Origin of the sequence: Microvirga solisilvae, assembly GCF_022808595.1 — a bacterium.
Lineage (GTDB): Bacteria > Pseudomonadota > Alphaproteobacteria > Rhizobiales > Beijerinckiaceae > Microvirga > Microvirga solisilvae.
The window spans coordinates 268618-293212 of record NZ_JAKUCN010000004.1 but is presented as its reverse complement, the minus strand read 5'-3'; the positions used below and the strand labels follow the sequence as shown (position 1 = coordinate 293212).

Annotated in this window: 21 protein-coding genes and 1 other RNA gene; 10 read left to right on the top strand and 12 right to left on the bottom strand. The window is 62.3% G+C overall.

Annotation, left to right across the window (positions count from 1 at the left end; translation table 11 throughout):
• Nucleotides 1-55 precede the first annotated feature (55 nt).
• Entirely contained in the window at nt 56-886 is an 831-nt protein-coding gene (locus MJ639_RS11100) for an RMD1 family protein (RefSeq protein ID WP_243371812.1), read from the top strand.
• On the opposite strand, the gene miaA is transcribed toward MJ639_RS11100, so the two are convergent.
• A complete protein-coding gene (gene miaA / locus MJ639_RS11095; protein ID WP_243371810.1) occupies nt 843-1799 on the bottom strand; it encodes a tRNA (adenosine(37)-N6)-dimethylallyltransferase MiaA in 957 nt (318 codons plus the stop codon). The two genes, MJ639_RS11100 and miaA, sit on opposite strands and share 44 nt — an antisense overlap.
• A 14-nt stretch (nt 1800-1813) precedes the next feature.
• Between miaA and serB the strand changes: the two genes are divergently transcribed.
• Together serB and MJ639_RS11085 are read left to right on the top strand one after the other, a co-directional pair.
• On the top strand, nt 1814-2722 hold the full coding sequence (gene serB, locus MJ639_RS11090; RefSeq protein WP_243371808.1) for a phosphoserine phosphatase SerB: 909 nt from the start codon (nt 1814-1816) through the stop codon (nt 2720-2722).
• 242 nt (nt 2723-2964) lie between these two features.
• On the top strand, nt 2965-3993 hold the full coding sequence (locus MJ639_RS11085) for a hypothetical protein (protein ID WP_243371806.1): 1029 nt from the start codon (nt 2965-2967) through the stop codon (nt 3991-3993).
• A gap of 55 nt (nt 3994-4048) precedes the next feature.
• On the opposite strand, the gene MJ639_RS11080 is transcribed toward MJ639_RS11085, so the two are convergent.
• The 7 genes from MJ639_RS11080 to MJ639_RS11050 form a co-directional block, all read right to left on the bottom strand.
• Nucleotides 4049-5557: a DegQ family serine endoprotease gene (locus MJ639_RS11080; protein WP_243371804.1), complete on the bottom strand. Its 1509-nt coding sequence runs from the start codon at nt 5555-5557 to the stop codon at nt 4049-4051.
• 135 nt (nt 5558-5692) lie between these two features.
• Nucleotides 5693-5884 carry a DUF2065 domain-containing protein gene (locus MJ639_RS11075; protein WP_243371802.1) on the bottom strand — a complete coding sequence of 64 codons (192 nt, stop codon included), beginning with the start codon at nt 5882-5884 and terminating at the stop codon, nt 5693-5695.
• A 6-nt stretch (nt 5885-5890) separates the two neighbouring features.
• The gene (hflC, locus tag MJ639_RS11070; protein ID WP_243371792.1) at nt 5891-6814 is read right to left on the bottom strand and encodes a protease modulator HflC; all 924 of its coding nucleotides are present in this window, start codon (nt 6812-6814) and stop codon (nt 5891-5893) included.
• Nucleotides 6811-7947, bottom strand: coding sequence for an FtsH protease activity modulator HflK (gene hflK, locus MJ639_RS11065; protein ID WP_243371790.1), 1137 nt, complete (start codon nt 7945-7947; stop codon nt 6811-6813). The genes hflC and hflK overlap by 4 nt, the downstream gene beginning before the upstream one ends.
• Before the next feature lie 136 nt (nt 7948-8083).
• Nucleotides 8084-8596, bottom strand: coding sequence for a dihydrofolate reductase (locus MJ639_RS11060; protein ID WP_243371779.1), 513 nt, complete (start codon nt 8594-8596; stop codon nt 8084-8086).
• 86 nt (nt 8597-8682) lie between these two features.
• Nucleotides 8683-8988 carry a DUF2293 domain-containing protein gene (locus MJ639_RS11055; protein ID WP_243371777.1) on the bottom strand — a complete coding sequence of 102 codons (306 nt, stop codon included), beginning with the start codon at nt 8986-8988 and terminating at the stop codon, nt 8683-8685.
• A 5-nt stretch (nt 8989-8993) separates the two neighbouring features.
• Nucleotides 8994-9788 carry a thymidylate synthase gene (locus MJ639_RS11050; protein ID WP_243371752.1) on the bottom strand — a complete coding sequence of 265 codons (795 nt, stop codon included), beginning with the start codon at nt 9786-9788 and terminating at the stop codon, nt 8994-8996.
• A 77-nt stretch (nt 9789-9865) separates the two neighbouring features.
• Between MJ639_RS11050 and ssrA the strand changes: the two genes are divergently transcribed.
• Both ssrA and MJ639_RS11040 read left to right on the top strand, forming a co-directional pair.
• Nucleotides 9866-10221: a transfer-messenger RNA gene (gene ssrA, locus MJ639_RS11045) on the top strand.
• A 24-nt stretch (nt 10222-10245) separates the two neighbouring features.
• On the top strand, nt 10246-10848 hold the full coding sequence (locus tag MJ639_RS11040) for an SspB family protein (RefSeq protein ID WP_243371750.1): 603 nt from the start codon (nt 10246-10248) through the stop codon (nt 10846-10848).
• 615 nt (nt 10849-11463) lie between these two features.
• On the opposite strand, the gene MJ639_RS11035 is transcribed toward MJ639_RS11040, so the two are convergent.
• Entirely contained in the window at nt 11464-12876 is a 1413-nt protein-coding gene (locus MJ639_RS11035; protein WP_243371737.1) for a cytochrome P450, read from the bottom strand.
• 89 nt (nt 12877-12965) lie between these two features.
• Between MJ639_RS11035 and fumC the strand changes: the two genes are divergently transcribed.
• From fumC to MJ639_RS11020, 3 genes are read left to right on the top strand one after another with little or no spacing between them, the layout of a single operon-like run.
• Nucleotides 12966-14357, top strand: a complete 1392-nt coding sequence (fumC, locus tag MJ639_RS11030) for a class II fumarate hydratase (protein WP_243371735.1) — start codon at nt 12966-12968, stop codon at nt 14355-14357.
• Between the two features lie 14 nt (nt 14358-14371).
• Entirely contained in the window at nt 14372-14560 is a 189-nt protein-coding gene (locus tag MJ639_RS11025; protein WP_243371725.1) for a DUF4169 family protein, read from the top strand.
• The gene (locus MJ639_RS11020; protein WP_243371722.1) at nt 14560-14781 is read left to right on the top strand and encodes a ribbon-helix-helix domain-containing protein; all 222 of its coding nucleotides are present in this window, start codon (nt 14560-14562) and stop codon (nt 14779-14781) included. Before MJ639_RS11025 ends, MJ639_RS11020 begins: the two co-directional genes overlap by 1 nt.
• Nucleotides 14782-14792: 11 nt before the next feature.
• Here MJ639_RS11020 and MJ639_RS11015 read toward each other — a convergent pair whose 3' ends face one another.
• Both MJ639_RS11015 and MJ639_RS11010 read right to left on the bottom strand, forming a co-directional pair.
• Nucleotides 14793-18341 (bottom strand): AsmA family protein, encoded by a 3549-nt coding sequence (locus MJ639_RS11015; protein ID WP_243371720.1) that lies wholly within the window; start codon nt 18339-18341, stop codon nt 14793-14795.
• 84 nt (nt 18342-18425) lie between these two features.
• On the bottom strand, nt 18426-19841 hold the full coding sequence (locus tag MJ639_RS11010; RefSeq protein ID WP_243371717.1) for an FAD-binding oxidoreductase: 1416 nt from the start codon (nt 19839-19841) through the stop codon (nt 18426-18428).
• Between the two features lie 180 nt (nt 19842-20021).
• On the opposite strand from MJ639_RS11010, the gene MJ639_RS11005 reads away from it, so the two are divergent.
• Complete coding sequence (locus MJ639_RS11005; protein WP_243371715.1) at nt 20022-20555, top strand: thioesterase family protein; 534 nt, start codon at nt 20022-20024, stop codon at nt 20553-20555.
• 10 nt (nt 20556-20565) lie between these two features.
• Here MJ639_RS11005 and MJ639_RS11000 read toward each other — a convergent pair whose 3' ends face one another.
• Nucleotides 20566-21627 (bottom strand): acyltransferase family protein, encoded by a 1062-nt coding sequence (locus tag MJ639_RS11000; RefSeq protein ID WP_243371705.1) that lies wholly within the window; start codon nt 21625-21627, stop codon nt 20566-20568.
• 563 nt (nt 21628-22190) lie between these two features.
• Between MJ639_RS11000 and MJ639_RS10995 the strand changes: the two genes are divergently transcribed.
• Complete coding sequence (locus tag MJ639_RS10995; protein WP_243371703.1) at nt 22191-24566, top strand: ATP-dependent helicase; 2376 nt, start codon at nt 22191-22193, stop codon at nt 24564-24566.
• Nucleotides 24567-24595: the final 29 nt, after the last annotated feature.

Below are 24595 nucleotides of genomic sequence, written 5' to 3'. Positions count from 1 at the left end.
TTGGCAGAAGCAAGCTTAGCTTTTAAGGTGCGCTCCCTATTTTAGTCTTATGACCATGACCGACACTATCTCCTCTACTGGCGCCCCGATGCAGAACCAGCGCCTGACCGCCCGCGCCCTCCTTTTGGGCGACCGCCTCGATGTGGCCGGGCTCGAGCGCAGCGACGTTCTCTCCACCACCCCCCTCGCCTTCCGGGCTGGCCAGGACGGCTTCGTGGCCCTTTTCCGCTACGGCGTCGCCGTGCTCGTGGGCCTCACGCCCCTCGAGGAGGACGAGATCATCCGTGGCCTGCGCCAGCGCATCAAGGGCGAGTTCGCGCGGCACGAGGAGGAGACCGCGATCATCGAGATCTCCCCCGATCGGGACGACCAGATTCCGCCGGGCGGGCCGATCTATGTGAAGCAGCTCTCCACCGAGCGGCTGATCGTGATCGCCGACGCTCTGTCCAAGAGCGCAACCCTCGCCCGCGACGAGCGTGAGGCAACCGCTGCATTTGAATCGGTGGAGCCGTCAGTCCAGCACCTCGCCGAAAAGGGCCGCCGCCCGCGTGACCGACGCAAGATCCTGAAGCAGGTTGGCCAAGCTCTTCTCGTGCGCCAACGCATGTCCGGCGGCGTCGCGGTGGAAGAAAAGCCCGACGTGCTGTGGGATCGCCCGGATCTCGAGCGTCTCTATGCACGCCTCGAGGATGAATACGAATTGAAGGAACGCGCCGCGGCCCTTCACAGCAAGCTGGAAGTTCTCGGCGATACCGCTCAGGCACTCACCGACATCATCGACACGGAACGCTCGCTGCGTCTCGAACTGATCATCGTGCTCCTGATCGTCTTCGAGATCTTCATCACATTCTATCAGATGGCCGTTGGCTATCTGACGGGGCATTGAGGCGGCCCATCACCGCCTCGTAGCCCTTCTCCGGCTCTACCCATTGCCAATCCGGCAGCTGGTGGCGGAACCAAGTGAACTGGCGCTTGGCGTAGCGGCGCGTGTCGCCCTGACCTTTGACGATGGCCTCGTCGAGCGACATCTCGCCGCGCAGATGCGCGAGCAGGCCCGGAACACCGTGCGCCCGCATCGCGGGAAGCATGGGATCGAGACTGCGCTCGCCCAGCGCCCTCACCTCATCGAGCGCACCCTGCTCCATCATCGCGAGGAAACGGCTGTCGATGCGGCGACGCAGTTCTTCCCGCTCGGGCGCGAGAAAAAGCTTGATGACTGGGATGCCGCTGAACGGCCCCGGTTGGCGGGCTCCGTGGAAGGATATGAGCGGCTGGCCGGTGGCCGCGAAGATTTCGAGCGCGCGCTGCACCCGCAACCGGTCGGAGGGCCGCAGCGTGCGTGCCGTCTCGGGATCGCGCCCGGAGAGGAGGCGGTGAAGCTCGGGCGTTTCCAGCCCCTCGCTCTCCCGGCGCACCTCCTCGCGGACTTCCTCAGGCACTGCCGGGATATCGGAAAGGCCCTCCGTGAGCGCCTTGAAGTAGAGTCCCGTTCCACCCACGAAGATCGGCAGCTTGGCTTGGGCTCGAACCTCCTCCAGCGTCCTGACCGCATCGGCTACATAGCGCCCAACGGAAAAGTTCACGGCGGCATCCACATGGCCATAGAGGCGATGGGGCGCCTGCGCCTCCTCCTCAAGCGTCGGGCGGGCCGTGATCACGCGCAAGTCGCGATAGACCTGCATGGAATCGGCATTGATCACCACCCCGTCGAGGCTTTGAGCCAGTTTGATGCCCAAGGCGGACTTGCCTGATGCGGTCGGTCCTGCAATGAGAACCGCACCGACCTTTCCGTCACTCACAGTCCGGTCTCCCCATGGCGTCTTCTCGAAGCTCCCTCGTCGCGACCCTGATCGCCAACCCGTCCCAGCCGGTCGTGACCGACGATCTTCTCGCCCTGGCGGCAGAAGCGGTCGGACATGAGACGGAACGCGCCGTTCTGGCAAGAGGAATTGCAGCGGATCTGGCTCTCTCCGCTCCAGCCGAAGCGAAAGCGGTCGAAGCTTCCTTGCGCACCACCCTCGCTGGCCAGCCCGTCGACATCGTGGTGCAACCCGTGGCCACCCGCCGCAAGCGCCTGTTCCTGGCGGACATGGACTCCACCATGATCGCCCAGGAATGCATCGACGAGCTTGCCGCTTACGTGGGCCTGAAAAGCGAGGTGTCGGAGATCACCGAGCGCGCCATGCGCGGCGAGATCGCCTTCGAGCCGGCTTTGCGCGAGCGCGTGGCGCTGTTGAAGGGACTGCCGGTCAGCGTAGTCGATGAGATCATCGAGAAGCACATCACGCTCACACCCGGCGGACGAGCGCTGGTGCAAACCATCAGGAAGAATGGCGGCTATACCTGCCTCGTCTCCGGCGGCTTCACCCTCTTCACCGGCCCCATCGGTGCGAAGATCGGTTTCGATGAGCATCGCTCCAACCATCTCATCCTCAACGGCGAGAAGCTTGCCGGACTGGTGGAGGAACCGATCCTCGGTCGCGAGGCGAAGCTCGCGACGCTGGTCGAGCTGCGCGAGCGCTTCAAACTCGCAGCTCACGAAACCATGGCCGTGGGCGACGGCGCGAACGACCTCGCCATGCTGGGCGAAGCAGGTCTTGGCGTTGCCTTCCGCGCCAAGCCTGCCGTTGCGGCTGCCGCACATGCGCGCGTCGATCATGCGGATCTGACAGCGCTGCTTTATGCGCAGGGATATACGGCCACATCCATCGTGGCCGTATAACCATCGATCATCTCATCCTGAAAATACTGAACGCGTATCGATGCGCGTGATTGCCGTGAGCGTCTAAGCATCGTTGCTGCGCGGGACCTGAGCTTGGCTTCATGAGGTTGCCTTCACCTCTCCGTTCGGTGAGCGACACTCTAGCACAACGACAGAATTTATTCGTAACGTTATACCATTTGATGCGGTCAGAAATGGTCGCAATTACCCCTAAACGTCAATAAATATTAGGATTTTCGGCTATGGCTACAATGCCTTTTCCCGGCATCAACCTCACGAACGCGGAAGTTTTGGAGAATGCCGCCAACAACACCGTTGTGGGCAGCATCTACACGTCCGACACGAGCGGTGAAACCTACACCTACACCCTTCTCGACAACGCCGGTGGCCGTTTCAAGCTGGAGGGTGACCAGATCATCGTGGCAGACGGCTCAAAGCTCGACTACGAAGCGTCCGCTTTCCATGAGATTTCGTTCCGCGCCACAAACAGCGCAGGCGTGAGCGTCGATTTCTGCTTCATGCTCGGCGTTTCGAATGTCCTCGAAGCCGGTGAGAAGCCGCCGGTGCTCATGAGCCTGAGCGACGGTTTCGTTTCCGAGAACGCCCAGAACGGCACCTTGGCAGGCACGTTCGAAACCTACAGCCCAACCGAAACTTACACGCTCGCTCTCGTCGACAATGCCGGCGGTCGCTTCAAGCTCGAAGGCAACAAGCTGATCGTCGCCGACGGTTCGAAGATCGACTTCGAAGCGGCGGATAGCTACCAGGTGACCCTCCGTGTGACCGACAGCCAAGGCAATGTCACCGACCTGGACTGGAATGTGTGGGTCAACGACGTTTTCGAAGAAGAAAACTACATCTACGGCACCAACAAAGCCAATCAGCTCAAAGGCACGACCAGCGATGATGTCATCTCCGGTCTCGGCGGCAAGGACTCGATGTACGGCGGCATCGGCAAGGATGTGTTCCGCTTCGAGCACGCCAAGCTCGGCGCATCGAATGTTGATCACATCGTGGATTTCTCCGTGAAGGACGACACCATCGAGCTTCACAAGTACGTCTTCAGCAAGCTCAACGCAGGCAAGCTGTCACAGAAGGCGTTCTGGACAGGCGCGAAGGCGCATGATGCCGACGACCGCATCATCTACGATGCCAAGAATGGCAAGCTGTTCTACGATCAGGATGGCACTGGCGCCGCGAAGCAAGTTCAGTTCGCGACGCTCGACAAGAACCTGAAGATGACGGCTCAGGACTTCCTCGTCATCATGTAAGCGACCAAGCCTGCTGGCTCAGGATCGCCCTGAGCCAGCAGGCATCATAAGCAACTTATTCGATCGACAGCGCCACGAAGCGAACTTCGCCCTGCGGATTCGACACCAGCAGCAGCGCGGATTTGCGGCCCTGGCTCTTCAGATCGTCGATCCTCTTGGTCACATCGGCAGGGTTCGATACTGGCTCCTGATTGACCTCCACGATCACCTCGCCGGCTTGGATCCGCTTGTCCGAGGCATTCGAGTTGGGGTCGACGCGGGTGATGACCACACCTTTCAGGTCGTCCTTCAGGCTGAAGCGACGGCGCAGCTCATCCGTCATGCCGGACATGCTGAGGCCCAGGGCCTGACGGGTCACCGTGGGTGCATCGGCAGGCGGCTGCTGAAGGCTGGCCTGCTTCTCGCCGTCCTCGAGGCGACCCAGAGTGACCTGCTTGGTCATCTCCTGACCTTTACGGACGATCATCACATCCACGGCCTTGCCGACGGGCGTGGAGGCCACGATGCGCGGCAGGTCGCGTGAATCCTTCACGTCCTTGCCGTCGAACTTGACGATCACGTCGCCAACTTCGAGACCGGCAGGCTTGGCGGGACCCTTGTCGTCGATGCCGGCCACCAGCGCGCCGCGCGCCGTGCCGAGGTTGAGGGCCTCGGCCGTGGCGTCATCAACGTTCTGGATGCGCACGCCCAGCCAGCCACGGCGGGTCTCGCCGAACTCGCGGAGCTGATCGATGATCGGCCCGGCGGTGGAAGCAGGAACGGCAAAGCCGATGCCCACCGAGCCGCCCGTGGGCGAGAGGATGGCGGTGTTGATGCCGATGACTTCACCGTTCATGTTGAACAGCGGACCGCCGGAATTGCCCTTGTTGATGGCCGCATCCGTCTGGATGTAGTTGTCATAAGGACCGGACTCGATGTTGCGGCCGCGGGCCGACACAATACCCGCCGTCACCGAACCGCCGAGGCCGAACGGGTTGCCGATGGCCATCACCCAATCGCCGGGGCGAAGGGCATCCGAGTCACCGAACTTCACAGCCTTGAGGGGCTTGTCGGACTTCACGCGCAGGACCGCGAGATCGACCTTGGAATCCTTGCCCACGATCTCGGCCTTGAGGCGCGTGCCGTCGGAGAAGATCACGCTGATGTCGTTGGCGTCGCCGATCACGTGATTGTTCGTGACCACGATGCCGGAAGGATCGATCACGAAGCCGGAGCCCAGCGAATTCGAGCTGCGCGGGCGCGACGGCGCGTTGTCGCCATTGCCCTGCCCGCGGCGGTTGAAGAATTCCTCGAAGAGGTCTTCGAACGGCGTGCCCGGGGGCAGCTGAGGCAGGGTGCGGTTGCGGGCTTCGACTGTGGTCGAGGCCGAGATGTTGACCACCGCGCCGGTCACCGATTCAGCAAGGTCGGCGAAGGATTCCGGGGCCGAGCGGGCAAAGGCGGGCAGCGGCATCGCCGTTGCGACGAAGGCCGCGACCGCGAGGAAGGATGCGGCCAGTCGGCGCAAGGGGCGCTGGGACGGTGCCGTTATGGAGAGCGCCAGCGCGTTCGTGGCATGAGTCATCGAGAACCCTCTCTTGGATGATGAGATATAGATTGTCGTTCCTGGCCGCCATTCAAGCGGCGAATGCGGCGGAAGCTGGGCCTTGGGCACCGGACGAGAGAAGTGAAATCCACTTTCAGCACCGTCCGATGCCCGTCAGGTCAACCAGCGCACAAGCCAGATGATGCCAAGCCCCAGGATAGCCGAGATGATGCCGACGATGCGCATCTGGTCGCTCGGGCTGTGGGCAGCTTCGTACATCGCGCGGCGCATTCCATCGGGGAAGGCCGCAAATAGAAGGCCCTCGACCGCGAGAGCGAGGCCGAGGGCTGCAATCAGGTCCAACATCAGGCTTTACTGAGCAGGAGCCGGCCGGGGAGCCGGAGTTGCGGAAGCGCCACCATTGGGCCTGCCGGCAGACCCGTTGAAATAGCGGAAGAATTCCGAGTCGGGGCTCAGCACGAGACGCGTGCCGCTACCCTTCAAGCCCGCCTCGTAAGCCTGCATGGAGCGATAGAACGTGAAGAACTCGGGATCCTGGCCGAAGGCTTCCGCCAGGATGCGGTTGCGGTCGGCATCGCCCTGACCACGCAGCTCTTCCGCCTTGCGGTTGGCCTCGGCGCGGATGATCGTCGCCTCGCGCTCGGCCTGCGCCCGGATGGTTTGGGCACGCTGCTGGCCGTTGGCGCGCAGATCCGCCGCCTCGCGCTCACGCTCGGTGCGCATGCGCTGATAGACTGCCTGGCTGTTGGCATTGGGCAGATCGACGCGGGTGAGACGCACGTCAATCATTTCGATGCCGAGGCTGCGGGCCTGACGGTTCACGTCTTCCTGAATGCGGTTCATCAGCCCGCCGCGATCCGTACGCACGATAGCATCGCGCGAAGCGTTGGCGAGCACATTGCGCATGGCCGAGTTGGTGAAGCTCGACAGACGCTGCTTGGCACGCTCGTTGTCGCCCACGGCCTGATAGAAGCGCAGCGGATCGCTGATGCGATAACGCGTGAACGCATCGACTTCGAGGTTCTGGCGGTCGGCCGACAGAACGGTCTGCACCGGCAGGTCGAGATCGAGCACGCGCTTCTCGAAATAGGTCACGTTGTCGACCAGCGGCATCTTGAACTTCAGGCCGGGTTCCGAGATCGCGGATTGCACGGCGCCGAAGCGCAGCACGAGCGCATATTGCGTCTGCTGAACGATGTAGATCGAGCTGTAGAGAACGATGGCCGCAAGAGCCAACAGGATCAGGAGACCCGTGCGAAGAGTGGAGTTATTCATCGCGTGGCTCCCGGATTGGCGGCATTGTTCTGGGTTTGAGGCAGCTGGTTGAGAGGCAGGAAGGGTACGACGCCCTGCCCGTTCTGATCGACGATGATCTTGTCGACGCTGCCGAACACGCGCTCCATGGTCTCGAGGAAGATGCGCTCACGGCTCACGTCGGGAGCCTTGCGGTATTCCTCGTAAACCTGACGGAAGCGTGCCGCCTGACCGCTGGCATCGGCCACGGATTGCTCGCGATAGGCTTCAGCCTGCTGAACGGTGCGGGAGGCCTCGCCTCGCGCTTCGGGAATGACGCGGCTTGCGAAGGTCTCGGCTTCGTTCTGAACGCGCACCGCGTCCTGCTGCGCGGCGTTCACGTCGAAGAAGGCCTGCTGGACTTCCGACGGGGGACGCGCGGCCTGCAACTGCACCACGTTGACGAGCACGCCTGCGCCATAAGCGTCGAGGGTGCCCTGCATGATCTGACGCACTTCCTGAGCGACGCTCGCCTGCTCGGTGGTGAGGATCGCCTGAATGTTGCGGCGGCCGATCACCTCACGCATGGCGCTTTCCGCCACAGACTTGATGGTGCCGTCCGGGTTCTGCAGGTTAAACACATAATCCTGAGGACGGGCGGGATTGACCTGCCAGACCGCATCGAAATCGATATCGACGATGTTCTCGTCGGCGGTGAGCATCAGGCTTTCCAGGATCTCGTCGCGCGGACGTCCCTGCCCGGTCGCGGTCGAACGATAGCCGACCTCGATCTTCTGCTGCGCCGTCACGTTGGGCTTGATCACCCGACCGATCGGATAGGGGTAGTTGTAGCGCAGGCCTTCGCCGCTGGTGCTGTCATACTTCCCGAAGATCATGTTGATGCCGACCTCGTTGGGCCGCACCGTATAGAAGCCGGTGAGCAACCAGATCGCGATGACGCCGAGAACGAGGAGGATGAGGCCCTTGCCGCCCATGGAGCCGCCGGGGATGAAATCCTTCAGGCGATCCTGGCTGCGGCGCAGAATGTCCTCAAGGTCGGGCGGATTGCCGTTGCCCTGCGGGCCGCCGGAGCCTCCCCATGGGCTCTTGCCACCGCCTGATCCGCCGCGCTGCCCCCACGGGCCACCGCCGCCGCTTTGGTTACTCCAAGGCATAGGACGTCTTTCCTCACTCTGCAAAGACCGGCTGGAAGGCCGATGGGAATTTAAAGACGGTTTTGGATTTTCCCTTTTCCGCCTGTCAAGCCTGCGAATTGGGGATTCAAGAGCCGTTCGTCAACCTTGGCATCGCTCAGGAACGCCTCACAAGATCGATAAAGGTAAACGGATGCTCGTCATCCGGGCCTTTAGGATGAGAAATTCGTGCCGTTTCTCGGAATTCTGCGCGATCCACAGGCGGGAAGAAGGCATCCCCTTCCGGTGCGGCAGCGACTTCGGTGAGGTAGATCATCTGCACATGCGACAGGGCGATCTTATAGATTTCCGCACCACCCACGACGGCGACGGCATCGGCTCCCATGGCGCGGGCAAGCTCCTCGCCCTTCGCAACAGCTTCGTCCCAGGAATGTACCACATGGGTGCCCGGCGCGGAGAAACCTTCATCGCGTGTCAGCACGATGGTCTCGCGCCCCGGCAACGGCTTGCCGATCGATTCAAAGGTCTTGCGTCCCATGATCATCGGCTTGGCCATGGTGAGATCACGAAAGCGCTTCAGGTCGGTTCTGATCCGCCAGAGCAATTGATTGTCGCGCCCGATGACGCCGTTTTCCGCCGCAGCGACCACGAGAATGAGAGGATACGCCACTTAGGCCTCCGCAAGTTTGTAAAGCGCATCGCCGGTGACGCGCTGCACGAAGAAATATGATGTGATGCTGGAGAACCTGCTCAGACTCACTCCGCCTCATCCTCTGCCAGAACACGGCGCGGAGAACCCCATTCCTCGAGAATGGCATTCATGTCGTCGAGCACGAAGAAGCGGGCGCTCTCCACATCGTAGCCTTCATCGAGAAGATTGTCGTAATCGGTCAGCCTGTGGCGGATGTAGGCGGTAATCGACAGCCACGCCGCTGTTTCCGGCGAGGCGGTGTGAAGACCGCGGCTGCCCAATGCGTGATCCGTCACGGACTCGAACTCGTGCTTCGGGATTCGCGGAGCCAGAACCCGGACGGCGCTTTGAATAGCCTCGCGCCTGTTCATCAACCTCAGACCGCAACGGGCGCCTTGATGGCGGGATGGGGATCGTAATCCTCGATGGCGATGTCATCGAAGGTGAAGTCGAACAGCGACCGCACCGCAGGATTCAAGCGCAGCTTCGGCAAAGCGCGCGGTTCGCGCGAGAGCTGCAGGCGCGTCTGCTCCAGATGGTTCATGTAGAGATGCGCATCACCGAAGGAATGCACGAAATCGCCCGGCTGCAGGCCCGTTGCCTGCGCCATCATATGCGTGAGCAGCGCGTAGGACGCGATGTTGAACGGCACGCCGAGAAACACGTCTGCCGAGCGCTGATAAAGCTGGCAGGACAACCGCCCTTCCGCGACATAGAACTGGAACAGGCAATGGCAGGGCGCGAGCGCCATCTTGTCGAGCTCCGCCGGGTTCCAGGCTGAGACGATGAGACGACGGGAATCCGGATTGCGCTTGATCTCGTCGAGCACCCACTTGATCTGGTCGACGGTTCCGCCGTCGGGCTTCGCCCAGGAGCGCCACTGCTTGCCATAGACGGGGCCGAGATCACCGTTCTCGTCCGCCCACTCGTCCCAGATGGTGACGCCGTTTTCCTGCAGATAGCGGATGTTGGTGTCGCCCTTCAGGAACCAGAGCAGCTCGTGAATGATCGAGCGCAGGTGCAGTTTCTTCGTGGTGACGAGCGGGAAGCCCTCGCTCAGATCGAAACGCATCTGATGGCCGAAGACGGAAATCGTCCCGGTCCCGGTCCGGTCGTCCTTGCGGACGCCCTCATCCATGATGCGGCGAAGAAGATCGTGATAGGCGTGCATGGGGTGCTCCTAACCTGAATATAGGACACCACCTCCCCCGCTCCGAGTCGGAATTAACCCAGCATGAGGTTATCCCCGCTCTTTCAAATTCGAATTCCGCCACCTATATTGGGGATGCCGGTCGCAAGACCGGCTATGGCGATAAACGGCTATCGGAATAAACCCATCGGACCCGGGGGCGGTACCCGGCGCCTCCACCAAAGCCCAGGCAAATCTTGGGTTTCGGCGGGGGCGAAATAGGATCGACGAGGGCGTAAAGGGTAGACTTTCGCTCGGCATGGTTCCGCCGATATCGGGCCTTTTTATAGTTGCCAACGACAACTATGCTCCGGTTGCAGTGGCTGCGTAAGCGGTCCCTAACACCGACTCAAAGCCCTAGCGGGTAGCACCGTTAGGCGGGGTTCGGAGGCACCTGGCAACAGAAGCCTCCACTTCTATTTCTGAAGAAGGGTTGCCTATGGCCGGCAAAGACTTGATCCGCTACGATCTTCTGGTGCAGGACGCGCTGAAAGGCGTCGTGCGCAAAGTGCTGATCGATGCTGGCAAGGACGGCCTCCCGGGAGAGCACCACTTCTACATCTCCTTCCAGACGGATTTCCCCGGCGTTCGCCTCTCGAATCGCCTGCGCGACAAATATCCTCAGGAGATGACCATCGTTCTCCAGCACCAGTTCTGGGATATGAACGTCACCGAGCACACCTTCGAGGTGGGTCTCTCCTTCTCCGGCGTTCCCGAGCGGCTGCTCATTCCCTTCGATGCGCTCACCGGCTTCTTCGACCCCTCCGTGCAGTTCGGCCTCAAGTTCGACGGTCAGGACGAGGAGGAGGAAGACGAGATCGAGGAAGCTCCGCCCGCGCCGCAGCCCATGCGCCCCTCCGAGCCGGTTGAACTGAAGCAGCCGCGCAAGGCTGCCCCGGCTGCGGAGAAGAAGCCTGCTCCCGAGAAGGCTCCTGCTTCCAAGAACGAGGAAGTGCCCGTTTCCAAGCCCGAAGAGGCGGAAGCGAACACAGCCGGCACCGCCGAGGTCGTCAGCCTCGATGCGTTTCGCAAGAAGAACTGACGCAACCTCAACAATCACGATCACCGTTTTCGTCCTCCCGGGGCTGCACAGCCAAGCCGGGATTGCATGACGCGTATGGCGTTGGTTTCCCCTCTCCCGAGTGGGAGAGGGGCAGGGGTGAGGGAATGCCATACCCTGAGAGGCCATGCCCTCACCCGCCGCGCTGACGCGCGTCGACCTCTCCCGCCCGGGACAGGTATTCCAGCGCCTTATCCTGCTCACGATCCCGACACGGCTGCGCCGTCCGGGATGACGCCCGATGAGGCATGTTCCACTTTTGTTCTTGACTTTGGTCCTAACCTTGGCTATATGTGTTGGTGTCCTGGCTCGATGAGGGGCGCGCTCGCGAGGCGTCGCATGTGTCGGAGCCGGGAACGGTCCCGGTTCGGTCTCGCAAGCCGGGCCGGGAGGCCCATCGTTGCAAGACACGATGAACGCCTAAAAGAACCGTGCGCGAGGGGCCGTCAGGTTCTTCTCCCTCTCACAAGCGAACCGGACGACCTCTCGCGTCTCCCTCACCCCACACCCTCGGAGCCACACGCTCGCGAGGTCATTCCCCCATGCCTTTGCCCGCTCGCTCTTTGACAATCGCAGCCGTCCCTACGGCTACTGGCCTCAATGGGAATCCGATATGCCGGTCCGCCGATAGGTCAGCCGCATCGGCAGGCCCTCCCGAGGCCTCAGCGTGATGCGGTGGAGCGGCGTGACCTTGTGCCCTTCCTTCAAATCGAGCCGCACCGACCGCACGATGGTGGCGAGCACGATCACGGCTTCCTGAAGCGCGAAGGTCGCGCCGATGCAGACGCGCGGTCCCGCACCGAACGGGAGATAAGCAAACCTGTCGATTGTCTCCTTCTCGCCCGGCAGGAAGCGCTCAGGCCTGAAAGCATCAGGCTCGTCCCACAGGGTGCGATGACGGTGGAGCACATAAGGCGCGATGGTCACCACCGTGCCCGCCTCGATGGTGATATCTCCGATCCGGTCATCGGCGATGGCCGCGCGGCTCAAGAACGGTGCCGGCGGATAAAGCCGCATGGCCTCATCCAGCACGGCACGGGTATAGACGAGCCGGTCCAGATGCTGCGGCTCGACGGGACCATCACCCAGAACCTCATCTACCTCGGCCTCGATGCGAGACCGAACGCGTTCGTCCTGCGAGATCAGATAGATCGACCAGGACAAGGCATTGGCCGTGGTCTCGTGCCCGGCGCCGATAAAGGTGACGATATTGGCGCCGACCTCGGTATCGCTGAGGCCCTTGCCCGTTTCTGGGTCGGCAGCCTCGAGCAGCAGGGTCAGCAGGTCGCGCGGCACGGTCTCACCCCGCTCCAGCAAGGCTTTACGGCTCTGGATCAGCTCGCTCACCAGTTCCTCGAAGAAGCGGATCGCGGGCTTGGCCCGCCACCGGCCGATGCGCGGCACCCAATCCGGCAGGCCGAAAATGTCCACGGGGTCGATGCGTCCCAGTCCCTCGAAATAGCGGGTGATGGCGCGGCCCAGGGCGTCCGGGTCGCGGGCGACGCCCTTGGAGAAGATCGTCCGCTCCAACACGTCGAGGGTCACGCGGGTCATTTCCAGGGAAATATCGACCTCCCTGCCCTCCGGCCGCCTCTGCCAGCGGCGCACGAGCCGCTCGGCCGATTCGGTCATGGCTGGGAAGAAGCCTGCCACCACGCGGGGTGGAAACAGGGGAGCGATGGTCCGGCGCTGGAGCTTCCACTCCTCGCCTTCCGCCGTCAGCAGCCCGCGCCCGAGACCTGGAGCCAGAACCCGGAGCTGAAGGTCGTCCTTCCGGTAATTGGCGGCATTGTCGACCAGGATATGGCGGATCACCTCCGGGTCGTTGACCACGGTGATCCGCCCCAAGGCCCCGCTGCCCGAGATGATGCGCTCATTGAAATGCCGCTCCGTCCAGGTCGTGAGCGGGTTCCGGCGCACGGCCAGCAGGAAGCCGAGGAGCCCCGGCGGCTCCTGAAGCGGTTTCGGAGCGGGCGGGCGGAAAAGCGGTGGGTCGAGTGTGTCGGTCATCCGAATTTACAAGGCCGTCATGCGGCGTTCGCTGTTGCGGGAGCCCCAGTTTGAGATAAGAACACGCAACTCCATTGAAAGAGGTGAGCATGTCCTCGACCCGTACCGAAACAGATACCTTCGGCCCTATCGAAGTTCCCGCCGACAAGCTCTGGGGCGCCCAGACGCAGCGTTCGCTCCAGAACTTCAAGATCGGCACGGACAAGATGCCGCTCCCCCTCGTTCATGCGCTAGCCATCGTGAAGCAGGCCGCAGCCCTCGTGAACAAGGATCTGGGCAAGCTGGACGGGAAGCTCGCCGACGCCATCTCCGCCGCTGCCGCCGACGTGGTGCAGGGCAAGCACAACGACGAGTTCCCGCTGGTGGTCTACCAGACCGGTTCGGGCACCCAGTCGAACATGAACATGAACGAGGTGCTCTCGAACCTCGCCATCGAGCGCCTCGGCGGCGAACGCGGCAGCAAGAAGCCGGTTCACCCGAACGACCACGTGAACATGGGCCAGTCGTCCAACGACGTGTTTCCGACCGCCATGCACATCGCCGTGGCGCGCGAGATTCATGCCCGCCTGATCCCGGCTCTCAAGCACCTGCTGAAGGCGCTCGAAGCCAAGCAGGAAGAGTTCAAGGACATCGTGAAGATCGGCCGCACGCACTTGCAGGATGCGACGCCCGTGACCCTCGGCCAGGAATTCTCCGGCTATGCGGCGCAGGTCCGTCTCGGCATCGCCCGCATCGAGCAGACGCTGCCCGGCATCTATGCGCTCGCCCAGGGCGGCACCGCCGTCGGCACGGGCCTCAACGCCCATCCGGAATTCGCCGACCGCTTCGCCGCGAAGGTAGTCGAGCTCACCGCCCTTCCCTTCACCTCGGCCGCCAACAAGTTCGAGGCGCTCGCCTCCAACGACGCGCTCGTCTACACGCACGGTGCGCTGGCCGCACTCTCCGCCGGCCTGTTCAAGATCGCCAACGACATCCGCCTCATGGGCTCCGGCCCGCGCTCGGGCATCGGCGAAATCTCGCTGCCTGAGAACGAGCCCGGCTCGTCGATCATGCCCGGCAAGGTGAACCCCACCCAGGCCGAAGCGATGACCATGCTGTGCTGCCAGGTGGCCGGCAACCAGACCACGGTGACCTTCGCAGGCTCCCAGGGCCATTTCGAGCTCAACGTGTTCAAGCCGGTGATCGTGAACGCGGTTCTGCAATCGATCCGCCTGCTCGCGGACGGCGCGATCAGCTTCACGGACAATTGCGTCGTCGGCATCGAGCCGAACCGCGAGCGCCTGCAGGATCTGATGGGCCGTTCCCTCATGCTCGTGACGGCGCTCGCGCCGACCATCGGCTACGACAAGGCGGCCTACATTGCAAAGACTGCTCACAAGAACGGCACGACGCTGAAGGAAGAAGCCCTCAAGGCGGGCGTCTCGTCGGAAGATTTCGACGCCATCGTTCGTCCCGAGACGATGCTTCAGCCGGGCGAGTAAGAAGAACACGCGCCATGGCAGAGATTATCAATCTGCGCCAGGCGCGCAAGAACAAGGCGCGGGCCGACAAGGAGGCCCGCGCCGACCAGAACCGCATCACCTTCGGCCGCACCAAGGCGGAGAAGGAACTGACCAAAGCCGAGCGTGAGCTGGCGCAGCGCCGCATCGATGCTCACAAGCGCGACGACGACGAGAAATCTTGATGGGCGCAGGCATCGTCAAACGTTCCGTCTCGATTGCCGGTCACCGCACGAGCATTTCTCTCGAAGAACCGTTCTGGCAGTTGCTGCGCGACATCGCGGAGCGCGAGACGATTTCCGTTCAAGCACTGATCGGACGCATCGACGCCGAGCGCGGTGAGCAGAACCTCTCTTCCGCCATCCGCGTGTTCGTGCTGATGGATGTACGCGGCCGCGTGGCCTGACTGAAAAAAATCTAGCGTTCCGGCACGTTCAACACAGGTGGCGCAGGCTGGATCTCGACCGGCGGATTGAGCGGCGGCACAGACTCTTCTTCGTCCGGCAGCTGCTGTTGCTCGGATTGCAAACGCTCTGCATCACGGCGGGCCTTGTCAGCTTCAGCCTGTGCTCTCGTCTGACGAGCAGCCTCCTCTGCAAGGGCCCTCAAGCGCTGCCGCTCGGCTTCCTGCTGCGCCTGGATCTGTCGCTGACGCTCTGCAGCGGCACGCTCGAAGGCTTCGATCTTTTCAAGCTCGCGCTTGAGCACGATGGCAGCAAGCCCGTTGCGGAACGGCCCCGCATCCACGTCACGCACCGGATTGGCAACCGAGCCGCGCCAGTTGAGCCCGATGGAAGGAGGAGCGCCGGTCCATCCGGCAGGCGACGTCTTCGCAACCAGAGAACCGCGCGCCTCGAGGGCGAGCGTGTTGAGATCGAAGGTCACGGCGCCCTGCCATGTAGAAGCCCCGCTATCGATGACGAAGGGCGAGAGACGCAGCGATCCGCCGACGAGAGCCGCCGACGTTGTGACTGTTTGCGCAGATAGCGCCGCCCGTCCCAACTCCGCACCGATGATGGCCTCCGGCTTCCCATCGGCCAGAGGCTCGTTCTCCGCCAACGCACGCTTCAGGCTGCGATCGAAAACAGAGGGATCCGCATTCGGCACGCGAAGCTTCGTGATCTTCCAGTCACCCGCCCCGCCAAGAGCCGCAACGAGCTGAGACATGCTCTCGCCTGCCGTGCCGAATTTGAGATTGCCGGACAGCACCGCCTCGATAGGCGACGATCCGCTCAACGCCCAGAGCGGCACGCTATCGATCGCACCTTCGCCGACAACGGTGGCTGTCGCTCCCTGGCGCGTGATGGTCGTGGAACCCGTGAGACGTCCTGGACCGATGCTGGTATCGAGATTGCGGATCGAGATGCCATCGGTCTGAGCCTCGACCGTGAAGCTCGCACGCGTGCCCTGGATCCCGCGTCCCAGATCGAGCGTGCCAACACGGAACGTTACCTGCCCGCCGCTCACAAGCCTGCCGCTCTGACCAAAGCTCGCGTTCGACCAGATGGCCGTGGCATTGGGATCGCCTGGAATGTTCAGCGCCAATGCTGTCGTCAGCCACGGCAATGAGAGCTTGTCGAGCGATATCTCACCGCCGATCTCGGAGCGGGAGCGGACGTTGAGTCTGGCCTGCACGGCGTTGTTTGCAACCTGTCCCATCACATCGAGGCGGCTCGCGTCGCGCTCACGTCCCAGTGTCACGCGAGCATTCACCGGCACAGGCGGATTCACGCCTGCGCCATCGCCCAGAAGCAGCAGGAACGGCGTGACGTCTGCGGTTACGAACTCCGCCTCGCCGCTATCCACCACGTCATCGCTTGCGCTCAACGCGAAGGGCCGCAGCGTGTTGATCTGCGCGCCAGCGACTTCACCTGCGAATGTCACGTTGAACTGTCCCGATCCAACGCGTGTGCCGCGCAGGTCGATCCTCGATGGCCGGTCGAGACCGGCCATATTCGTCCGCTTCACCCAAGCGCCGGTATTGTCCGTTGCAAGGGTGAGATTCAGGTTTTCCGTGCGCCCATCGACGGCATCGACGCTGCCTTCGATGCTGCCGCCGGTAGCGGTGCCCTTCACCATGGTGCGCAGCCGCACTTCGGTAGAGCCCGCCGGCGGCGCAACACGCTCCGTTCCCACCTGCACGTTGAGCGCGCCTTCGCGCACGAAATACGGCACGAGCTTCGAGACGCCACCAACCCACACGCTACCGATCAGATCGATGAGAGGTGCTGCGCGCTGCGCCGTGACTTTGCCCGTGATGCTGCCGGAACCATCGGGCGCGATGCGTCCGCTGACGCGGGCATTGGCACCGGCGAGGTCCACGATGTCGAGACTTTCGACGAGCAGCGACGATCCGTCGGAGAGAATGCGCGCTGTGATGCGCCCCGTGGCCGAACTCTTCCCCGCACTAACGCCGCGTGCTTCAAGAATGAAGCCCACATCCACATTCTGCGTAGCCTCGAACACGCTGGAGAGCTGCGGCAATTGATCGAGGTTGAGATTTTGAATCGCAACCTGCGCTTCAACTTTGCCGCGTTCATCGGTGCCGGGGATGGTGTAGCGCAGATTTCCGGTTGTGACTGCGTCGCCGATCTTCACGCGCATGCGGTTGAGCGACAAAACTGGATTGCTGAAGACGATATCCGACGATACCTCGACAGGACGTCCATCGAGTACATCGAGGAATGGCGAGTGGATCTTGATGCGGTCGAGATAGCGCGCCAGGCGATCCGAGACATTCGAGGCCAGTGCAACCTTGCCTTCAATGCCCCCCTGCGTCGTCAGGCCAAGCTGGCCTTCCATCGCAACGCGTGTTTCACCGGGAGCATTGAATTCGAAGCGCTCGACGCGTGCCTTTCCATGATCGAGCGATAGACGCATGGTGGCGTTGGTCAGATCCTCTTGGCCAAGGCCGATGCTGTCGATCTTGAGGTCAAGATCGATCGGAACCGTGATTGGAGGCAGAGACCACTCTTTGAGCCGAGAACCGAAGTCCCGACCGTTAGAGGACAGGATGAAACTGTCCGCATCCAGACGACGACCTTCGAGCTTCAACGCGATGCGCGGATCGGTGATGCCGATGCTGCCCTCGCCCGTCATGCGCAGGCTCGCGCCGCCTTCGCCTGCCTCAAGACTGACGCCCTCCAATAAAACGGCGCCATTCGCGGTCTTGAAGTTTGTTTCAACGGCGATCGGGATGGGAATGCCAGCCGCCGCTATCTGCGCGGGCGGGCCAAACAGCACCTTGGCCTTGCCCGAGACAGTGGGAACCGTGGTGCCCGCCGTCGGCTCGTCGAGCGAGAGACGGGAATCGATGTCGAAACGCGGGTAGATATCGCCGCCGCCTGAAAGCTTGACCTGGACGCTCTTGTCCTCGCCGAGTTCGCCGGTCACGAGGCGGAACGGAACACCAGTCGTTGTGCCCTCCACCCGCCAGGGTCCGATGAGCTTCTGGCCCTCGATATGGACGTTTTCGGCAAAAGCCTGGTTCGTATGGCCCGTAGTGACAGTCCGGGTGGTGACGAGAAGCTGGCCGACCGTGAGGCTTTCAATGGCCCATTCACGGCTGCGACCGCTGCCGGAGACGAGATCCGAGGGCAGTCGCCAGTCGCCCTTTCCGGAGACCGGCACCTGGATGTCGGCCCGCTCGATCCGGGTCGAGGTGAAGCGCACTTCACCGCGCAGAAGCGGCGTCAGCGCGATCTCGGCCACCACATTATCGGCTGTCAGGATTGGGGAATCCGCCGTCTTGCCGCCGAGCCGCAGCCGGTCGAGAACGATCCTGGGTTCGGGCAGAAGACGAATGGAGATGCTGCCCTCCGTCTGCGCTTCAGTCCCCGACGCGCGCGCGATCATGCCGTCGATGGTGTCGCGGTAGTCCTTCCAGTCCATGAGAGGAGGAGCCGCGACGGCAACGGCGAGGATCAGGATCACGATGCCGGCGATGATCGTCAGGATATCGCGCAAGAGGTGTATTGTCTCCGTTTCGTCTTAAAGCTCTTTAGCCCAGGGCTTCCGGGATAGGGAGCGCTCCAGACACTCCTTCCACCATCAAAGTGTAACGATCTTGCCCGGATTCATGATGTTGTGCGGGTCCATGGCCCGTTTCAAGACGCGCATGAGCTCAAGCGTGGCTTCTCCATGCTCAATTTCCAGGTATTTCATCTTTTTCTGCCCCACCCCATGCTCGCCGGTGCAGGTGCCTTCCATTGCAACGGCCCGCTTCACAAGGCGATCCACGAAGGCCTCGCAGGCCGCAACTTCCGCAGGGTCATCCACATTCACGAGCGGCTGAACGTGGAAATTGCCGTCGCCCACATGGCCCACGATGGGCGCGATCATGCCGCTTTCGAGGATGTCTTTCTTCGTCTCGGCCACGCATTCGGCCAGACGCGAGATCGGCACGCACACGTCGGTCGCGACCGATTGGGCACCGGGGCGAAGGCCACGGGCCGCCCAATAGGCATCGTGCCGAGCCTGCCAGAGGCGCGAGCGCTCCTCGGGCTTGGTGGCCCATTCGAAGGGCTGGTTGGTGAACTCCGCCGCGATCTCGCCGAAGCGTTCGGCCTGCTCCTGAACACCCGCATCGGTGCCGTGGAATTCCAGCAGCAGCAAGGGGCTCTCCGGCAGGGTGAGCTTCGCATGTTGGTTCACCGCCCTCACCTGCACCTCGTCGAGCAGTTCGATGCGCGCCACCGGGATGCCTGACTGGATCGTCATGATCACCGCGTCACAAGCGGCCTTCACGGTCGGGAACGGGCAGATGCCGGCGGAGATAGCCTCGGGGATACCCTGGAGCTTCAGGGTGATCTCGGTGATAACGCCGAGCGTGCCCTCCGAGCCGATCAGGAGCCGCGTGATGTCGTAGCCGGCCGAGCTTTTCTTGGCGCGGCTTGCGGTCTTCACGATCTCGCCGTTCGGCAGGACGGCGGTGAGGGAAAGCACCACATCCTTCATCGTGCCGTAACGGACAGCATTGGTGCCAGAGGCACGAGTGGCGACCATGCCGCCGATGGAGGCATCCGCTCCCGGATCGATAGGAAAGAACAGGCCCTTGTCGCGCAGATGCTCGTTCAACTCCTTGCGGGTCACGCCCGCCTCGACCACGCAATCCAGATCCTCCTCATGAACGGCGATGATGCGCTTCATGAGGCTCAGATCGATGCAGACGCCGCCATCCGGCGCGTTGATATGCCCTTCGAGCGAGGTTCCCGTCCCGAAAGGAATGATCGGCACGCGTTTCTCGATGCAGAGCTTCACGATCTCGGACACCTCTTCCGTCGTGCGGGCATAGACCACAACGTCCGGCGGTTGGTTCTTGACCCAGGTGAGCGTGTGGCCGTGCTGCTCTCGCACGGCAGCCGAAGTGACCGCCCTATCGCCGAAGCGGCTGGAAAGCTCCGCAGTCAAGGCAGCGATAACGGCTTCCGAGGGCTTGGGACGGCTGGGCGAGAGAGAAGCGCTCATATGGCTATGGTTCCGGTTGGATGACGCGTTATCCATACCTACCAAAAGCTTCCTGAACGCAATACTCTGAAGGGCGGATGGGCCATTATGCCCATGCATGGCAACCAGACATGTGCTAACGTTTCCAACTTGCTGACGAAGGGTGATGCGTGTGACCGGCATCGAGGAAAGGAGCTGATCATGGAGAAGAGAACTCCAGTGTTCTTCTTCGCTCCCTTCGTGTCGTCCACGATGCGGGTCGAGCCTGCCTGGATCGACTACAACGGCCACATGAACATGGCCTATTACCATGTGCTGTTCGACCGCGCCGTCGACGAAGGTTTCGGCCTCATCGGCCTCGGCCGGGAATATGTGGAGGAGCGCAAGGCTTCTTTCTTCGCTGCAGAGGTCCATACCCTCTACAAGCGCGAACTGAAGGCCCGCGACCAGGTCCGCGTGACCCTGCAGCTGATCGATTACGACGAGAAGCGCATCCACTATTACATGGAAATCCGCCATGCTGCGGAAGGTTGGGTCGCCGCCTCCATGGAGGGAATGTCCCTGCACGTGGACATGGAAACCCGTAAGGTCTCCCCTTTCCCGGACGACATCGCCGCCAATCTCGCCGTGATGAAGGCAGCCCATACGCGCCTTGCCCGCCCGCAATCCCTGGGCAGCACGATCGGCATTCCGTCAAAGGCCGAAACCATGTTGGTCGCCGGAACCCGCCACTGACGTCAGCGCGTCACGCCACTCTCAGCCGCCTCGTTTCCAACCGCTGGCGGATCCATTCCGTGAGAGGGCTTTCATACCAGCGGAAGATCATGAGAGAAGCCACAACGGCTCCCGCCAGAACCAGCGCGATATAGCCCCATCCGCCGACGATGGTGCCGAGGCCGCTTCTGACAACGACCTCTCGTCCGGCACGAATGACGAAGGGGTGGACGAGATAGAGCGCATAGGAGGCATCGCCCAAAGCGCTTCCCACGCGGACGAACCAACCCGTCGGTTGCACAAGCCTCTCCGCTCCGAGCGCCGCTGCCGCGACCAAGAGCGCGGCCGGCAGGCCATAAGCGATGGCTCGGGGCAGGCCTGCGTGAGCCCAGACAACAAGCAGGCCAAGCCCAGAGATGAAGAGAGCCCCCCGCCATGCACGGGAAAGGGTGAACCCTTCGACCTTGAGAAGGCCGAGCATCATGCCGAAAGCAAATTCCAGCACGATCGGATTGGTCCAGAAGCTCAGCGGAAGCGGAAGCGTAACGAAGCGACCAAGAGCAACGGTAGCGGCCATGACGGTGATCAGGACCGGGACGGATCTCTTCAGCGGCCATGCAAGGGTCATGGCGAAGAGAAGATAGAAGTAGATTTCGTAGTTCAGCGTCCATCCCAGCGAATAGAGCGGCTGAACCAATCCGTCAGGACGTGCCAATGGGATGAACAGATACGAGGCCAGGATGAAACCCGGCTCCAGAACCTCGCTGTTGAGGACGCCGGGCACAGCGAGCGCGAGCGCGAGATAGAGGCCGGTGGCGCTCCAATAGAGAGGGACGACGCGCCCCAAGCGCCGCGTCAGAAAAACGCCCGCAGCCCCAGGGGCCTCCGCGAGCTTTTGCGACGAATAAACGATGATGAAGCCGGAAATGACAAAGAAGATGTCGACACCGGCAGCCCATGGAATGGCTTCAAAGGGATGAAACGAGCCGCCGAAGCGTCCCGCCAATGCAGCCGCGTCGAATTGAGCGTGGTGGATTGCAACCGCCAAAGCCGCGCAGGCGCGCAATATCTGAATGTGGATCAGCTTCGACATTATACGAGCTCGCCCCCGCGCTCTTGATGGGCGTGCATAGCCCTGAGGGGGCACCCTGACAAGCAGGGACCTCATGCCTCATGGCGAGCTGCGCCAATAAAGCTCAGCCTTGCAGCATCTGGACTAATAACATCTTGCAGCGCCCGGGGGACACCGGCCGTAGCCTGGAGCACCGATAGGCGGATTAGCGAACATCCGGTCCCTATTGATCTCCTGCCTCAGCTGATTGTCCCTGACCTCGAGTTCCTGCCCGAGGCTCTGTATGCGGCGATCCTGTTGGATGTTGCGGTTGATATCCTCGACCTGCCGCTCGGAACGGCTCTGGCTCGGCAGGCGCGTCTGCGCCTCTGCTGACAGGGGCAGAACGATGCTCAAGACAACCGCAGCCGAGCCTAAGAAACCTAAGAGACGCATGGGAGCATTCCTTTTGGAGCCTTTCCTCCCCATATGGCGATGAAAGCCTTTTCCGACAATCCAGTGAGCCCTCAATTCGCCCCCTCCCTCCGGGGCGAATGGCAATTCCGGGCTCGACGTCGTTCGCCTTTTGATCCATGGTCGCGCCGATGAATCAGCCTGATAACCGCCCCGATCCAAACGATGATCTGGCGCACCAGCCCTCCGCCGGCTCCCTGAGCGCTCGCGCCCGGGCTGCGGTGGCGCCGCAGACGCCTTATCTGAACGGCCTGAACCCAGAGCAGCGCGCCGCCGTGGAAGCCACGGAAGGCCCCGTTCTGGTGCTTGCAGGCGCAGGAACCGGCAAGACCCGGGTGCTTACCACCCGCATCGCCCATTTGATCGCTACCGGTAAAGCCTGGCCGTCGCAGATCCTCGCCGTGACCTTCACCAACAAGGCCGCGCGCGAGATGCGCGAGCGCATTGGCCGCGCCATCGGCGAGGTTGCCGAGGGCATGCAATGGCTCGGCACCTTCCACTCCATCGGCACCAAGATCCTGCGCCGCCATGCCGAGCTTGTCGGCCTTCGCTCGGACTTCACCATTCTCGGCACCGACGATCAGCTTCGCCTGATGAAGCAGGTGATCGAGGCGGAAGGCATCGACGAGAAGCGCTGGCCCGCGCGCCATCTTGCCGGCCTTATCGACGGCTGGAAGAACCGAGGCCTCGGCCCTGACCAGGTGGCGGCTGGCGAAGCAGGCGCGTTCGCCAATGGCAAGGGCGGCAAGCTCTACCGTGCTTATCAGGAACGCCTGAAGGTTCTGAACGCTGTCGATTTCGGTGACCTGCTGCTCGAATGCCTGCGCTTGTGGCGCGAGCATCCGGATATTCTGGAGCAATATCAGGAACGCTTCCGCTACATGCTCGTGGACGAGTACCAGGACACCAACGTTGCGCAGTATCTCTGGCTGCGTCTGCTTGCGCAGAAGCGCAAGAATCTGTGCTGTGTCGGCGACGACGATCAGTCGATCTACGGCTGGCGCGGCGCCGAAGTCGACAACATCCTGCGCTTCGAGCATGACTTCCCCGGCGCGACGGTGATCCGCTTGGAGCGCAATTATCGCTCCACCGGTCATATCCTCTCGGCCGCTTCCGTCTTGATCGCCAAGAACCAGGGCCGTCTCGGCAAGACACTGCGCACGGAAGACGAGCTTGGCGAGAAGGTATCGATCACCGGTGCGTGGGATTCGGAGGAGGAGGCACGTCTCATCGGCGAGGAAATCGAGGCGCTGCATTCCAAGAAACACTCGCTGTCGGAAGTCGCCATTCTCGTGCGCATCTCGGCGCAGATGCGTGAGATCGAAGACCGACTCGTGCAGCTCGGCGTGCCCTATCGCGTCATCGGCGGCCCACGCTTCTACGAGCGCGCGGAAATTCGCGATGCGCTGGCCTATCTGCGCGTCGTGAACCAGCCCGCCGACGACCTTGCTTTCGAGCGCATCGTGAACGTGCCCAAGCGCGGCCTCGGTGATGCGACGATCCAAGTGCTGCACAATCATTCCCGCGCCGCACGCGTGCCGATGATGGAAGCCGCACGCTTCATTGTCGAAACGGACGAGTTGAAGCCGAAGCCGCGCGCGACGCTGCGCGATCTTCTCATCTCCTTCGGGCGTTGGTCGAAATTGTCCGAGACCATGTCGCAATCGGAAGTCGCGCAGACGGTGCTGGAAGAATCCGGCTACACGGATATGTGGCAGAAGGAGAAATCCGCCGACGCCGCAGGCCGCCTCGAAAACCTGAAGGAACTTGTGCGCTCCATGGAGGAGTTCCCGGATCTGCAAAGCTTTCTGGAACACGTCTCGCTGGTCATGGAAGCCAATGAAAGCGACACCACCGAGCGCGTGAGCCTGATGACGCTGCACGCAGCGAAAGGTCTCGAATTCGACACCGTATTCCTGCCCGGCTGGGAGGAAGGCCTCTTCCCCAACCAGCGCGCCCTCGATGAGAGCGGCCGCGCGGGTCTTGAGGAAGAGCGCCGTCTTGCTCATGTGGGCATTACCCGCGCCAAGCGACGCGCGAAGATCTATTTCGCCTCCAACCGCCGTATCCATGGCCTATGGAACTCGACCGTTCCGAGCCGCTTCATCGACGATCTGCCAGAGAACAATGTGGAGATCGTGGAAGCGCCCGCGAACTTTTCCTATGGCAGCGGCTACGGCGGATCGCGCTTCGACCGCATGCAACCCTTCAGCGGATCATCCTATCAGACGCCCGGCTGGCAGCGCGCGCAGGCGCATCGCGCTAACACGGAAGACGGCGGCTATTCCGCCCTTCGCTCCGGCGACAGACGCGGACCGATGATGATCGAAGGCGAGCTGGTGGCGAAGTCCACCGGCACATCAGGCTTCTCGGTCGGCGGACGTGTGCTGCATTCCAAGTTCGGCCCTGGCACCATCGAGGCGGTGGACGGCAACAAGCTCACCGTCGAATTCGACAAGGCAGGTCGCAAGATGGTGCTCGACAGTTTCGTCGAGGCGTTGGGCTAAATCAAAGGGCGCATCCGGCGATGCGCCCT

Excerpts from the sequence above, each read along its gene's own strand:
- fumC (WP_243371735.1), top strand. The coding sequence starts at position 12,966 with ATGTCCTCGACCCGTACCGAAACAGATACCTTCGGCCCTATCGAAGTT.
- MJ639_RS11055 (WP_243371777.1), bottom strand. The coding sequence starts at position 8,988 with ATGAACAGGCGCGAGGCTATTCAAAGCGCCGTCCGGGTTCTGGCTCCG.
- MJ639_RS11005 (WP_243371715.1), top strand. The coding sequence starts at position 20,022 with ATGGAGAAGAGAACTCCAGTGTTCTTCTTCGCTCCCTTCGTGTCGTCC.
- MJ639_RS11085 (WP_243371806.1), top strand. The coding sequence starts at position 2,965 with ATGGCTACAATGCCTTTTCCCGGCATCAACCTCACGAACGCGGAAGTT.
- MJ639_RS11010 (WP_243371717.1), bottom strand. The coding sequence starts at position 19,841 with ATGAGCGCTTCTCTCTCGCCCAGCCGTCCCAAGCCCTCGGAAGCCGTT.
- MJ639_RS10995 (WP_243371703.1), top strand. The coding sequence starts at position 22,191 with ATGAATCAGCCTGATAACCGCCCCGATCCAAACGATGATCTGGCGCAC.
- hflK (WP_243371790.1), bottom strand. The coding sequence starts at position 7,947 with ATGCCTTGGAGTAACCAAAGCGGCGGCGGTGGCCCGTGGGGGCAGCGC.
- MJ639_RS11075 (WP_243371802.1), bottom strand. The coding sequence starts at position 5,884 with ATGTTGGACCTGATTGCAGCCCTCGGCCTCGCTCTCGCGGTCGAGGGC.
- MJ639_RS11000 (WP_243371705.1), bottom strand. The coding sequence starts at position 21,627 with ATGTCGAAGCTGATCCACATTCAGATATTGCGCGCCTGCGCGGCTTTG.
- hflC (WP_243371792.1), bottom strand. The coding sequence starts at position 6,814 with ATGAATAACTCCACTCTTCGCACGGGTCTCCTGATCCTGTTGGCTCTT.
- MJ639_RS11050 (WP_243371752.1), bottom strand. The coding sequence starts at position 9,788 with ATGCACGCCTATCACGATCTTCTTCGCCGCATCATGGATGAGGGCGTC.
- MJ639_RS11035 (WP_243371737.1), bottom strand. The coding sequence starts at position 12,876 with ATGACCGACACACTCGACCCACCGCTTTTCCGCCCGCCCGCTCCGAAA.
- MJ639_RS11100 (WP_243371812.1), top strand. The coding sequence starts at position 56 with ATGACCGACACTATCTCCTCTACTGGCGCCCCGATGCAGAACCAGCGC.
- MJ639_RS11040 (WP_243371750.1), top strand. The coding sequence starts at position 10,246 with ATGGCCGGCAAAGACTTGATCCGCTACGATCTTCTGGTGCAGGACGCG.
- MJ639_RS11025 (WP_243371725.1), top strand. The coding sequence starts at position 14,372 with ATGGCAGAGATTATCAATCTGCGCCAGGCGCGCAAGAACAAGGCGCGG.
- MJ639_RS11020 (WP_243371722.1), top strand. The coding sequence starts at position 14,560 with ATGGGCGCAGGCATCGTCAAACGTTCCGTCTCGATTGCCGGTCACCGC.
- serB (WP_243371808.1), top strand. The coding sequence starts at position 1,814 with ATGGCGTCTTCTCGAAGCTCCCTCGTCGCGACCCTGATCGCCAACCCG.
- MJ639_RS11080 (WP_243371804.1), bottom strand. The coding sequence starts at position 5,557 with ATGACTCATGCCACGAACGCGCTGGCGCTCTCCATAACGGCACCGTCC.